The 13617-nt window shown below is 33.4% G+C and carries 12 protein-coding genes, 1 pseudogene and 1 riboswitch; of the genes and pseudogenes, 11 read left to right on the top strand and 2 right to left on the bottom strand.

Annotated features, from left to right (window positions below):
* Positions 1-236: 236 nt before the first annotated feature.
* The 8 genes and pseudogenes from nadD (at position 237) to asnB (ending at position 8396) form a co-directional block, all read left to right on the top strand.
* On the top strand, positions 237-872 hold the full coding sequence (gene nadD / locus THESIDRAFT1_RS12645; protein ID WP_003869551.1) for a nicotinate-nucleotide adenylyltransferase: 636 nt from the start codon (positions 237-239) through the stop codon (positions 870-872).
* Positions 862-1446, top strand: coding sequence for a bis(5'-nucleosyl)-tetraphosphatase (symmetrical) YqeK (gene yqeK, locus THESIDRAFT1_RS12640; RefSeq protein ID WP_006570566.1), 585 nt, complete (start codon positions 862-864; stop codon positions 1444-1446). Before nadD ends, yqeK begins: the two co-directional genes overlap by 11 nt.
* A complete protein-coding gene (locus tag THESIDRAFT1_RS12635) occupies positions 1443-2630 on the top strand; it encodes an LCP family protein (RefSeq protein WP_006570565.1) in 1188 nt (395 codons plus the stop codon). Before yqeK ends, THESIDRAFT1_RS12635 begins: the two co-directional genes overlap by 4 nt.
* Before the next feature lie 16 nt (positions 2631-2646).
* Positions 2647-2999 (top strand): annotated as a pseudogene (gene rsfS, locus THESIDRAFT1_RS12630) (ribosome silencing factor).
* 108 nt (positions 3000-3107) lie between these two features.
* On the top strand, positions 3108-3758 hold the full coding sequence (locus THESIDRAFT1_RS12625) for a helix-turn-helix transcriptional regulator (protein WP_003869547.1): 651 nt from the start codon (positions 3108-3110) through the stop codon (positions 3756-3758).
* A 62-nt stretch (positions 3759-3820) separates the two neighbouring features.
* A riboswitch (cyclic di-AMP (ydaO/yuaA leader) is annotated at positions 3821-3952 on the top strand.
* A 101-nt stretch (positions 3953-4053) separates the two neighbouring features.
* A complete protein-coding gene (locus THESIDRAFT1_RS12620; RefSeq protein ID WP_003869546.1) occupies positions 4054-5154 on the top strand; it encodes an NAD/NADP-dependent octopine/nopaline dehydrogenase family protein in 1101 nt (366 codons plus the stop codon).
* Positions 5151-6803: a cobalamin-dependent protein gene (locus tag THESIDRAFT1_RS12615; RefSeq protein WP_006570564.1), complete on the top strand. Its 1653-nt coding sequence runs from the start codon at positions 5151-5153 to the stop codon at positions 6801-6803. Before THESIDRAFT1_RS12620 ends, THESIDRAFT1_RS12615 begins: the two co-directional genes overlap by 4 nt.
* 81 nt (positions 6804-6884) lie before the next feature.
* Positions 6885-8396 (top strand): asparagine synthase B, encoded by a 1512-nt coding sequence (gene asnB / locus THESIDRAFT1_RS12610; protein WP_006570563.1) that lies wholly within the window; start codon positions 6885-6887, stop codon positions 8394-8396.
* Positions 8397-8424: 28 nt separating this feature from the next.
* Here asnB and THESIDRAFT1_RS12605 read toward each other — a convergent pair whose 3' ends face one another.
* Positions 8425-9690 carry a D-alanyl-D-alanine carboxypeptidase family protein gene (locus tag THESIDRAFT1_RS12605; RefSeq protein WP_006570562.1) on the bottom strand — a complete coding sequence of 422 codons (1266 nt, stop codon included), beginning with the start codon at positions 9688-9690 and terminating at the stop codon, positions 8425-8427.
* Between the two features lie 118 nt (positions 9691-9808).
* Between THESIDRAFT1_RS12605 and THESIDRAFT1_RS12600 the strand changes: the two genes are divergently transcribed.
* Positions 9809-10414, top strand: a complete 606-nt coding sequence (locus tag THESIDRAFT1_RS12600) for a helix-hairpin-helix domain-containing protein (RefSeq protein WP_006570561.1) — start codon at positions 9809-9811, stop codon at positions 10412-10414.
* A 56-nt stretch (positions 10415-10470) separates the two neighbouring features.
* Positions 10471-11529 (top strand): coiled-coil domain-containing protein, encoded by a 1059-nt coding sequence (locus THESIDRAFT1_RS12595; protein ID WP_006570560.1) that lies wholly within the window; start codon positions 10471-10473, stop codon positions 11527-11529.
* 4 nt (positions 11530-11533) lie between these two features.
* Here the strand turns inward: THESIDRAFT1_RS12595 and THESIDRAFT1_RS12590 are convergent, their stop codons facing one another.
* Entirely contained in the window at positions 11534-12007 is a 474-nt protein-coding gene (locus THESIDRAFT1_RS12590; protein ID WP_004405273.1) for a phosphatidylglycerophosphatase A family protein, read from the bottom strand.
* Between the two features lie 129 nt (positions 12008-12136).
* On the opposite strand from THESIDRAFT1_RS12590, the gene gltX reads away from it, so the two are divergent.
* Complete coding sequence (gltX, locus tag THESIDRAFT1_RS12585) at positions 12137-13576, top strand: glutamate--tRNA ligase (RefSeq protein WP_003869539.1); 1440 nt, start codon at positions 12137-12139, stop codon at positions 13574-13576.
* Positions 13577-13617 lie beyond the last annotated feature (41 nt).

Genomic DNA, 13617 nt, shown 5'->3' with positions numbered 1-13617 from the left:
AAATACTTTGAAAGCATAGGTTATAAGAGTTTATCCCAAAGATATCTAATTGTACACAATTCCTAATGAACCGCCGTATACCGAACGGTACGTACGGTGGTGTGAGAGGACGCTGAATAAAATAATTATTCAGCTCCTACTCGATTTTAATGAGGGCTCATGGTAAGCTTGTGCAATTTACCTCTTTTGATGTATAATGTATAATATAAAAGAAATATAAATTGGGGGATAGTAACTTGGAAAGGGAGCTTAGACTTGGGATAATGGGAGGCACTTTTGACCCTATTCATTATGGCCATTTAGTTACTGCTGAAGCGGTAAGGTCTGAATTTAAATTGGACAAAGTGATTTTTGTTCCAGCAGGTAACCCGCCTCATAAAGTAAAGCGAAAGGTGACAGATAAAAAACATCGTTATTTAATGACTATACTTGCTACAATAACTAATCCTTTTTTTGAGGTATCGACGATTGAAATTGACAGAGAAGGGTATACTTATACTATTGATACTATCAAAGAGTTTAAAAAAATTTATGGGGAAAGTACGCAACTTTATTTTATAACAGGAGCAGATGCTGTTTTAGAAATTTTGACTTGGAAAAGCGCGGATGAGCTTCTGAAAATGTGTAATTTTGTTGCTGCAACTAGGCCAGGAGTTGAAGGTAGTAAAATAGATGAAGAATTAAAAAAAATTAGAAAACTTTATGGAAATGTCATTTACAAAGTGACTGTTCCCTCTTTGGCTATCTCCTCAACTGATATAAGGGAAAGAGTAGCAGGGGGACGACCTATAAAGTATTTGTTGCCGGAGTCTGTTGAAAGATATATTCAAAAATACGGTTTATACAAAGAGGATGACGAAAATGGGGTATGACATAGAATTTTTTAAAAAGAGATTAAAAGAGTTATTAGATGAAAAAAGATTTAAACACTCTATTGGAGTAATGGAAACCGCAATGCATCTTGCAATAAAATATGGAGCTGATGTCGAAAAGGCACAAGTAGCAGGATTATTGCATGATTGCGCTAAAAGCTATTCTGATGATGACCTTTTAAAACTTGCTAAAAAATATAGAATTGAGCTAGATGAGATTTTAATTCATGCGCCTTTTCTTTTACACGGTCCTATAGGTGCACATTTGGTAGAAGAAATTTTTGGAATAAAAGATCAAGAAATAAAAAGGGCAATTGCTCTTCATACTACTGGTGATGTCAATATGAGCCTTTTGGATGAAGTAGTATTTCTTGCGGATTATATAGAGCCTAATAGAGATTTTAAAGGAGTAGAGGAATTAAGGCGATTAGCTGAGGAAAATTTAGACCTTGCTTTGTTAAAGTCTTTTGATAGTACAATTTGTTATGTTTTAGAGAGGGGACTACTTCTTTATGAGAAAACAATAAAAGCTCGAAATCATATTCTTTTGAAACTTGGGAGTGGAGGTAAATGAAAAAATTTATAAAGATTGTATCAATGTTATTGTTGCTGAGTTTATTATCTGTAGGAGTAGGAGGATATATCTATTTAAAGTCTTTGAACCCCTTAGATGTTTCTTTGATGAATAAAAATAGTGAAAACAAAAATTCAGAGGCAATTCAGAAAATAAATATATTGGTTTTGGGAGTTGATGAAACATCGCCAACAGATCCAAGGCGTTCTGATACTATGATATTATTATCTTATAATCCTAAAACTAACAAAGCTTATATTTTATCTATTCCCAGAGATACAATGATTAAACTTGACAAATATGGGACACAAAAGATAAATGCTGCCTATCCCATAGGTGGACCTCAACTGGCGATGGATATGGTGTCACAGCTTATTGGAGAGCCCGTTGATTATTATGTAAAGATTGGATATGAAGGTTTTAAACAATTAGTAGACGATTTAGGCGGAGTAGAGATGAACGTACCGATGGACATGAATTATGATGACAATGCAGGGAATCTTCATATTCATTTAAAAAAAGGTGTTCAACTTTTGGATGGAGAGAAGGCTTTACAGTTGGTGAGATTTAGACATGGGTATGCAGAACAGGATTTAGAAAGGGTCAAAGTCCAAAGGGAATTTTTATTAGCGATGTTTCAAAAAGCTAAAGACCCTAGTACTTTGTTAAAAATTCATCGTATATTAAAAACCATAAATCAATACGTAGAAACAAACATACCACCTACTACTATGTTAAAGTATGCAGATTATCTTTTAAAACTTGACAAAGACAATATAAAAGCAGCTACTGTGCCTGGTACTCCTCAGTACATTGATGGGGTTGCTTATTATATCACAGATCCACAAGAAGTATTACAATTTATGGATAATTTAAATGATGAAAGAGATGATACTGCTATCGCAGCTAATAAAAAAGACATAAAAATAGAAGTTTTAAATGGCGGTGGTATACCAGGAGCTGCTACAAAGACTGCTGATTTGTTAAAACAACAAGGGTATGATGTAGTGAAGATAGGAAATGTAATAGGTACCACTTACAACACTACTCAGATAATCAATAGGACTGATGATAAAAAAATAGTAGAAGATCTGAAGAAAATTTTAAAAAACGCTATTGTAGTGGAAGATACGAATGGAGACAGTAATGTTGATATAACTATAATTTTAGGGAAAAACATATAAAATGGAGGGTGATTTAGTGATAGACGGAAAAGATAAGGTGTCTAAAATTTATAAAGTTTTAGAAGACAAAAAAGCTTATGATATAAAGATCTTGTATATAGGAGATTTAACGATTGTCGCAGATTATTTTGTTATTGCCACTGGCAGTTCGGATACTCACGTCAAAGCATTGACAGACGAAATTGAAAAAAACTTATGGAAGACGGCGTTTTTGTTGATCATATTGAGGGTTACAATTGGGGCAAGTGGATTTTGATGGATTATGGAGATGTAATAGTTCACATATTTCAACAACCCGAAAGGGAATTTTATAATTTAGAAAGATTGTGGGCAGATGCAAAGGAAATAGTGCTTGACAACCGCATTTAAGGTATGTATAATAACGTTAATAAATTTTTAATGCTGTTATCTCTTGTGTCATTTTTTACTCTCTACCGCATATATTTAATATTGTATGATTAGGGGGATTCAAAGCCAATGGGAACACATCCTATCTTAAAAAGCATGATCCCAGTACTGGAAGGTATAGCTAATACATTTGGCAAAAATTGCGAAGTGGCATTACATGACTTTTCTTCCCCACAAAATCCTATCATTGCGATCATAAATCCCCATGTTACGGGAAGAGAAGTGGGGGCTCCATTGCCTGAGGCTATATTAAAAGTATTGAAATCAGATAATATTGAGAATTTAATAAATTATAAAAACAAGAGCAATGATGGAAAAATTTTGAAGTCGTCCGCGATTTTTATAAAAGATGAAAATGGCAAGCCCATTGGGTGCCTTACAATTAATATCGATATTTCAGAATTTATTATGGTGAAAAATACCTTATCAGAATTCTGTGAAGTAGCTGATACTACAGAAGAAAATAGAGAAAGTTATACGGGCAGTGTAAGTGATGTTTTGGAAAGCATTGTGAATACTACATTAGAGAATTATGGTAAACCTGTAAATTTTATGACAAAAGAAGAAAAGGTTCAGATAGTGAAAATGTTAGATGCAAAAGGGACTTTCTTAATAAGGGGCGCTGTGGATTACGTAGCAAAAATACTCTGTGTTTCCAGATATACTATATATAATTATTTGGATGAAATAAGGGTAGGAGAGGATTTTGGTAAATATTAGTCTGTTTTCCTTTACAAATATTTGATTTTATGATATAATAAAAATAAATTGAAAATTAAATAAAATGCTAAACGCTGAATTCGTAAAGAAGCGGGGGAACCACTTTCTGGGGTGAATCCATCTTTTAAAAGATGGTAGGGTTATCTTTCGACCCGAACCCGTCAGCTAACCTCGTAAGCGTTGAAAGAGGAGGATGATAGCATTGGTGTCTTTTTGGGTTTTTACAGACACCGAAGGTTAAAGCTATAGATTTCCCTCTATAGCTTTTTCATTTCTTTAAAAGGGGGTAGTAAAAATGAAACAACTCTCTTTTGCAGTAATTGGAGCTGGGAATGGGGGTCAAGCGATAGCGGGGCATCTCGCTTTAAAAGGCTATAAAGTTAATTTGTACAATAGAACCTATCAAAAATTACTTCCTATTATAGAAAAAGGTGGAATTGAATTAGAAGGAGAAGTAGAAGGGTTTGGCAAGTTAAATGTGATAACTGATGACATGGAGAAAGCTATTAAAGATGTTGATATAGTTTTAGTTGTAGTTCCTGCTTCTGCCCATTATAAAATTGCCGAAGACATGCTGCCATATCTTAGGGATGGTCAAATAATTGTATTAAACCCTGGGAGAACTGGTGGTGCTTTAGAGTTTCATAATGTTACAAGAAAAAGAGAAGATTTAGATGTAGTTATTGCAGAAACAGATACTTTTATATACGCCTGCAGGTCTTCCATGGGAAGAGCTAAAATATACAAAATAAAAGAAGTAGTGTCTGTTGCTGCAATACCTAAAGAAAAAACAGAAATAGTGGTGGAAACACTTAATACTGCATTTTCTCAGTTTATTCCGGCGCAAAATGTTCTTGAAACGAGTCTTAACAATTTTGGAGCTGTTTTTCATCCCACCCCTACTCTTTTGAATGCAGCGAGAATAGAAACTACTAAAGGGAATTTTGAATATTATCGGGAAGGCATTTCTCCTTCTGTTGCAAAGATATTGGAAAAAATAGATAATGAGAGAATGATGGTGGCAAAAGCTCTGGGCGTAAATACTATTTCCGCTAAAAGATGGCTAAAAGAAAGTTATAATGCGGAAGGAGAAAATCTATATGAGGCAATTCAAAATACAAAAGCTTATGTTGGTTTATTAGCTCCTCAAACATTAGATTGTCGTTATATATTTGAAGATGTTCCTATGAGTTTAGTGCCTATGTCTTCTATAGGGAAAGAAATAGGCATTAAGACCCCCACTATTGATGCTGTTATACATCTTGCTTCAGTTATGCACGGAAAAGATTATTGGAAAGTTGGAAGAACGGCTGAAAAGCTTGGCATACAAGGTATGACAGTTGAAGAAATTATAGAATTGGTTGAAGGGAAAAGAAAGGAGGTAACGATAGCATGAAAAAGTTAATTGTAGCGGCAGCGATAGGTAATTGCGTCCATGTAGCAGGTGTGTATAACTTTTTGAGATTTGCAGAACAGCAAGGTTATGAGACTGTATTTTTAGGTCCTGCAGTTCCTATTAAAAAATTGATTGAAGCTGTTAAAGAACATAAGCCGGAGATTGTAGGAGTAAGCTTTAGACTAACTCCTTCAGCTCTTGAAAAACTTTTAGAAGAACTCAAGAGGGAAATAGAAGTAAATAATTTGCAACATATAAAATGGGTATTTGGAGGGACAGAGCCTACTGCAGAAGTAGCTCGTAAATCAGGAATATTTGCAGCAGTTTTTGATGGTAAAAATGGCGATGAAGCTACAATTAATTTCTTAAGAGGAGGAAGTTCAAACCATAGACAAAGAGTTTTTGCTGATACATTAATTGGAAGAATAGAAGATAAATATCCTTATCCTATAATAAGGCATCACTTTGGGCTTCCTTCATTGGAGGACACTATAGAAGGAGTTAAGAAGATAGCAGAAGCAGAAGTTTTAGATGTAATTTCTATAGCACCAGACCAAAATGCTCAAGAGCACTTCTTTGATAAGAAATATGACAAATCTTTGGACGGAGCAGGCGGTGTTCCTATAAGAAAGAAAGAAGACTTAATAAGAATATATGAGGCTTCAAGAAGAGGTAACTATCCTCTTCTCAGATGTTACAGTGGTACAAATGATGTTTTCAAGATGGCAGAGATGCTTCTAGAGACTATCCATAACGCTTGGGCAGCGATTCCCCTTTGCTGGTATAATGTATTGGACGGCAGAGGACCAAGGGATGTAAATACTTCCATAAGAGAAAATCAGCAGCTTATGAAATGGCACGCTGAAAAAGGAGTACCTGTAGAAGTAAACGAAGCACATCATTGGAGCTTGAGAGATGCTCACGACGTAATTGGAGTAACAATGGCTTATCTTGCAGCATATAATGCCAAAAAGATGGGAGTAAGAGACTATGTAGCTCAGTTTATGTTTAATGTACCTGCTTCTATTTCACCAAAAATGGATTTGGCAAAGATGTTAGCTAAGATAGAATTGATAGAAGAATTACAAGATGAAAATTTCAGAGTTATAAGGCAGGCAAGGGCTGGGCTTGCAAGTTTCCCTTCCGACCTTTTAGAAGCTAAAGGACAATTGGCTTCCAGTGCCTATCTCTCCATGGCTATAAAGCCTCATATCTATCATGTGGTAGGCTACTGTGAAGCTCATCATGCTGCAACGCCAGAAGATATAATTGAAAGCGTTAAAATAGTAAAAGCCGTGATAAAAAACTCTATGTTTGGAATGCCTGATTTGACTCAGGATAAAGAAGTAATTCAAAGAAAAGAACAGTTAAAGAAAGAGACAAGGATTTTATTGGAAGCGATAAAGAGTTTAGCGCCTCACAGTCCTGATCCACTTTCTGATCCAGACGTATTAGCATTGGCGATAAAGATTGGTCTATTAGATGCACCACATCTCAAGGGTAACAAGTATGCAAAAGGAGAATTGCAGACCAAAGTAATAGATGGTGCATGTTATGCTTATGACTATGAGAAGCATAGAATAATACCTGAACAAGAAAGGGTAGAAAAGATTTTACGTGAATATGAAAGATTAGTTATAACAGTATAAAATTTAGGAACGTAAGATCTATTCTTACGTTCCTTATTCAATTTTCTTTAAATATATATGAAGGGGAGGAATGATAATCAAATGTGTGGATTGGCAGGAATTATAGGAACTGGTGATAAGAGCAAAGTACAAAGGATGCTTGATAAAATACGACATCGTGGCCCGGATGAGTCAGGTATTTTTGCAGATGAAAATATTACATTAGGCCATAATAGGTTGACGATAATTGACCTTTATCATGGACGCCAACCTATAAAAAACGAAGATGGCAGGTATTGGCTTATTTATAATGGAGAAATTTACAATTACCAATTATTGCGTAAAGAGTTAAAAAACCATATTTTTTCCACAGATACTGATAGCGAAGTAATAATTCATTTGTCTGAAGAACTAGGTAAAAATTGTGTTAACTATATTGATGGAATGTTTGCTTTAGTTATTTATGACTCTAAAAAAAAGACCATATTTATTGCTCGCGATCCGTTAGGAATAAAGCCATTGTATTATGGTAAAACAAAAGAAGGTTATTTTGCCTTTGCTTCGGAGATTAAAGCACTTCAGGAAGTAACTGATGATATAAATGAATTTCCTAATGGATATATTTATACAACTGAAAATGGATTTGAGAGATATTATTCAATTCCACAGGATCCGATGTATTTTGCAGATGTTGATAATATTATTAATGGATTAAGGCTTAGATTAGAGGATTCAGTAAGAAAAAGGTTGATTGCTGATGTGCCTGTTGGAGTATTTTTAAGTGGCGGATTGGATAGCAGCCTTATAGCAGCAATAGCAGCAAAATACAAAAATCCCCTTCACTCATTTGCAGTAGGTGTCGAAGGAAGTAATGACTTAAAGAATGCAAGAGTTGTTGCTGATTATGTAGGTACGATTCACCATGAATTTATTTATACAGAGGAGGACATAAAAAAAGTTTTACCCAAAGTTATATATCATCTTGAATCCTGTGATCCAGCCTTAGTCAGAAGTGCTGTTGCAACATATTTTGTATCAAAACTTGCAAGCAATTACGTAAAAGTTATTCTTTCGGGAGAAGGTGCTGATGAGTTGTTTAGCGGATACCATTACCTCAAAAATTATACAAATCCTTGGAAATTACAATCCGAATTAAAATATATAACTCGAAATTTGCATAATACAAATCTTCAAAGAGTTGACAGAATGACAATGGCACATTCCATTGAGGGACGTGTACCGTTTTTAGATATAGAAGTGTTACGGTACGCATTTAAAATAACACCGTCATTTAAAATTAACGGCCGAGAAAAAACCGAAAAGTGGATACTTAGAAAGCTTGCAGAAAATTATTTACCAGAATCAATTGTATGGAGAAGAAAAGAAAAATTTGCAATAGGAACTGGTACATCTGAAATATTAAATAAAATAGCCGAATCAGAAATTAGTGATGCAGAGTATATAAAAAATAGATTCCTACCTAACGGTTTTGAAATAAAGTCTAAAGAAGAGTTGTATTATTTTAAAATTTTAAAAAGATTTTTTAATGTTGATTCTTTTATAAAGGACATGGGAAGAAGTAGAAGTCTCAATGACAACCAAATATATGCATAAAAAGAGGGCATTCTGCCCTTTTTTTAAATCAATATTTTGAGAAAATATATTTCTTTCTATTTCTAATTTTCCGTCTTCTCCAAAGGATAAAAGCTATTCCTAAAATTGTTGTTCCAGTAATGAATCTTACAGGGTTAGTATACATTGTATTTTTTACCCCAGAAGATTGTACATCCATATAATAATTTCCCCAAAAGTTTTTATAAACAGATTCGGTTGCAATAAGAGGATTTGTGCCTATTTCCTTTTCATTTAAAGTGTATTTAATGTATCCTAATGTATCTCCTTTATTTATTGGCGCTTTTATGTTTTTATTTAGTATTATTTGAGTTTCTATAGAATTTTCTTGCCCTTTAGGGACTTCATAGTAAAAGTCTTCTTTTGCAATAAGAGGAAGTTTAAAGTGAGATTTTCCCAAGTCGATATAAGTTACTACCTCACCTTTTTCTGTTTTTTTCACTAAAGTAAAGTTTTGAAATCCGTAGTCTAAAAGCTTTATAGTATCTGTCCAGATATTTGTTCCTTGGTCTCCCATTATGACGGATATAAGTCTGTGGCCGTCTCTTGTTGCAGAAGCTACTAAAACTTGACCTGCTGCAACCGTGTATCCTGTTTTTACTCCATCGGCGCCTTCATAGTGAAAACTTGAAGGTTTAATTAAGCGGTTGCTTAACCATAGATCTCTTACTTTATCAAACTTATTAGTAGGGGGAATTTGATAATGTATTGTAGTTACTATTTTTCTAAATTCAGGATTTTGCATTGCATACCTTGCTATTAATGCCATATCATAAGGGGTCGAATAATGATTTTCATCAGGAAGACCATTTGGATTTACAAAATGGCTATCATAAGCTCCAATTTCTTTAGCTTTTTCATTCATCATTTTAGCAAAGTTTTCTATGCTCCCACCAATGTGTTCAGCAATTGCTATTGCTGCATCATTGGCAGATTCTAACAAAAGCGCATAAAGTAATTGCTCTAACGTAAGTTGTTCACCAGGAGAAAGAAATATGGAATTTCCATCTATTTTTGTAACATTATCGCTTGCAGTTACAATATCGTTTAAGTTTCCCTTTTCTATAGCAATAATTGCAGTAAGAATTTTAGTTGTGCTTGCGGGGTACATTCTTTTGTGCATATTTTTGTCATACAATACTTGACCTGTTGTAAAATCCATTAAAACTGCAGTTGGGCCTACGATTTCGGGCGGTGGCGGTACGTTAGCGTATATAGGAGTTATTTGAGCTACTAAAATAAAGAGTGTAAGTAAACAAGCTATTATCTTTTTCATTGCCATGCCTCCAATTTATGCTCATACCTAAAGTATACCAAAAAAATGTGAAAAATAAAAAGGAATTTTTTAATTCATGTAGAAATAAATAAAGGAAGCTGTAAAAAGAGGTGTTAGTATGCCTTATTTTTCAAAAAAGCAGCAATATGCTATAGTTGCTATATTATGCTTTATATTGGCATTTTCAGGATATGTAATTTACAAAAATTATAAATTAAAAAATGAATTTGTCGTCAATGCAAGCAATGAGAGTGTGCCAGTGGAAAGAATTGTAGAGAGTGAAGAGAACAAAGAAAAGCCTTTGGAAATAAAAGTATATGTAACAGGATTAGTAAAAAATCCAGGAGTCTACACTATGAAAGAAGGAGAAAGGATTATAGATGCTATAAATAAAGCAGGAGGACCTTTGGAAGAAGCAGACCTCACAAATATAAATCTCGCGCAAAAAGTTAAGGATGAACAAATGATAATAGTTCCAAAAAAGGGTGAAACAAATAATATTTCTCCTACTAGTACAATACAGAAAAATGAAAAAATAAATATAAATACTGCGACTAAAGAAGAATTGCAAACTTTGCCAGGAATAGGACCTGTGACGGCTGAAAGGATAATCGAATTTAGAGAAAATAAAGGTTCTTTTAAAAAAATTGAAGACATAATGAATGTTCCGAGAATAGGTCCTAAAATGTTTGAACAGATAAAAGACAAGATTACTGTGGACTAGTTAATGTTAAATAGTTCCATGTAGAACAAAAAATGCTATATTAAATGAGGGGTTTTATGAAAAAGTTGATAGCTATTATAATTGGGAGTATATTTTTATTTAATTTTATACTAGTACCAGCGCAAAGTGATACTTCTTCGGATTTTGATAAGGCGAAGGAGGAGGAACAAAAACTTGTATTAGAGCTATTAAATCTTGAGGTAGAAAGGCTTAAAACCCAAAAGTCTTTAGAAGATTTAGCAATAGAGATTGAAAATTTAACTGTAGCTATTCAGGAAAAATCTAAAGAAATACAAATGGTAGATAAAGACATAGAAAAGGAAAAAGAAATAATAAAGACTTGGTTTAGGTTTTTGTATATGGATGGAACAAATGCTATATTATCACTTCTGCTTATGTCACAAAATTCCAGCGAATTATTGCATAGGCTTATTTACATAGACATTGTAACCAATTATTTTTACAATAAACTAGAAAATTTAAATAAGCTTGTAAACTATAAAAGAGAAGAGGAAAATAGATTAACCTCTCAAAGATTGCAGCTTATAGAAAAACAAAAAGAACAAATAGAATTGCTAAAAAAAATAGACGAATTAAAGTTAGCTAAAAGCCAAATGTTAGAAGAGATAAAAAAGAAAATTGCCAATTATCAAAAAATATTTGCAATGGCTGATAATTTGGACAAAATGTTTCCTTCTTTAGATTATTTATTAAGCCACCTTTCTCAATTTCCATGGGATACTTTGGAGTATAAGGATTTGAGTTTTTCCTTTTTTAGCGTATCAGCTTCTTTTACTGATGTTGATGTAACAAAGATGATACGCTCTTACAGTGACAAGTTAAAAGATGTAACAGTATCTTTTAGTAGAGAAAGTTTTGAAATAAAAGATGATGATTCATACACTTTAAAAGGCAATTTTGCGATAGAAGATAACAAAATTAAATTGTTAATAAATTCTCTAAATATAGGAGATATAAAAATTGGCGGCCAGTTGCTTCAAAAAATTCTTTATGGCTATGACACGACTATAAACATTAAAATTCCTGTTGAAGGATTTAAATTAAAAAAGGTGGAGGCAGAAAAAGGCTATGTAAAGTTTACTTTAGAAAAATAGTTTTTTATAAAACTTCTTTTTTAGAATGGGCAATTCTGGCACAAGCCGCGGCGATTATTGCAGCTACTAAGTCATCAATAAAAGTATTACACTTTTTTTCTTTATCTTCATTAAGTTTTCCTATTATGCCGGGTTTTACTTTATCAAGATATCCAAAATTAGTAAGACCTATAGAACCATAAACATTTGTAATGCTTAAGGCTAAAATTTCGTCAATGCCGTATAAGGGTTCATCTTTTTTTAAAATGGACAAAAGAGGTTCTTCTAACATGTCTTTTTCTGCTAATTTGTCTAAAGCGATTCCTGTCAAGATTGCATTTTGAACTTCCCTTTTCTCAAGTACATGATGTAAATTTTCTATACATTCCTCTATTGTTAAATCATCATAATACTTTTTTTGTAAGTCTAATACTAATACTGCCATATCTTCTAAAGTAACTCCTCTTTCTTCTAAAAGGTTTATAGCAATATCTTTCATTTTAACAGCTCCTTTTTTAAGTTTATAGTATGATTATATCACAAATTTTTGATGAAATACTTCTTTGTTGAAAAAACACTTCAATTAAAGTATAATCAAAATAGTTTAAACTTATGAAGAGGTGATAAGATGAGTGAAGTGAGAGTAAGATTTGCTCCAAGTCCTACAGGGAGTTTACATATAGGCGGTGCCAGAACTGCTCTCTTTAATTGGCTTTTTGCAAGGCACAATGGAGGAAAATTTATTTTAAGGGTGGACGATACTGACCTACAAAGGTCTACAGAAGAATCTATGAAAGGAATACTTGAAGGACTTAGATGGTTAGGTATTGATTGGGATGAAGGACCTATTTACCAATCGCAAAGGATAGAAGAATATAGAAAATTTGCAAATAAATTATTAGAGGAAGGAAAGGCTTACTACTGTTTTTGCACAAAAGAAGAGTTAGAGGAAATGAGAAAACAGGCAGAAAAAGAAGGTAGGCCTCCAATGTATACGGGAAAATGTAGAAATTTGACCAAAGAGCAAATAGAGGAGCATTTAAGGCAAGGGAGAAAACCTGTAATAAGGTTAAAAGTGCCTCAACAAGGGAAGACAGTAGTTCACGACGTAATAAGAGGGGATGTAGAGTTTGATAATTCCACCTTTGATGACTTTATAATTATGAAATCAGACAATATGCCTACTTATAATTTTGCTACTGTGGTGGATGATTACCAAATGGGAATAACTCATGTTATACGGGCAGAGGAACATTTGTCAAATACTCCAAAGCAAATATTAATTTATGAGGCTTTAGGCGTAGAAATTCCTCAATTTGCCCATGTGTCTATGGTTTTAGCTCCTGATAGGAGTAAACTTAGTAAAAGACATGGAGCGACTTCTGTGCAGGAGTTTAGAGACCAGGGGTATCTTCCTGAAGCAATTGTAAATTATATAACCTTGCTGGGATGGATGCCAAAAGATGGGGAAGAAATTTTTGATGTGTCAAAAAGCATAAAAGAATTTACTTTAGAAAGGGTATCAAAAAATCCAGCTGTTTACGATGTACAAAAGCTGACTTGGATAAACGGCCATTACATAAGGAATTATGATCTAGATAAATTAACTGAAGCAGTTATCCCATTTCTGAAAGCTAAAAACTTAATTAGGGAGGATTTCGATTATGATTATATCAAAAAAATAGTAAGTGCAGTAAGAGAAAGGGAAAAAACTCTTGTGGATATAGCTGATGCCATGAGCTATTATTTTACAGAAGTTAACGAATATGAGGAAAAAGGAGTTAAAAAGTATTTTACTAAAGAAAAAGTTGTGGATATCCTAAAAAAAGCAGTAGTGACTTTAAAAGAAATCGAGCCTTTTAATAAATTTACAACTGAGGAAGCCTATCGCAAACTTGTGGAGGAATTGCAAATATCCAGTGGTGAACTTTTCCATCCTACGAGATTAGCTATTTCGGGTAGAACTTTTGGACCAGGACTATTTGACATAATGGAACTTTTGGGAAAAGAAAGAACTATAGAGAGAATTGAAAAAGCCATAGATTTTATTGAAAAGATGAGGAAATAACAAAAATATTGCCATAGTGTATAATTTTTACTACTATAGAC

The organism is Thermoanaerobacter siderophilus SR4 (assembly GCF_000262445.1).
GTDB classification, from domain to species: domain Bacteria; phylum Bacillota; class Thermoanaerobacteria; order Thermoanaerobacterales; family Thermoanaerobacteraceae; genus Thermoanaerobacter; species Thermoanaerobacter ethanolicus.
Note: the sequence above shows the minus strand (reverse complement) of the source record. Positions and strands in the feature narration are given on the sequence as shown.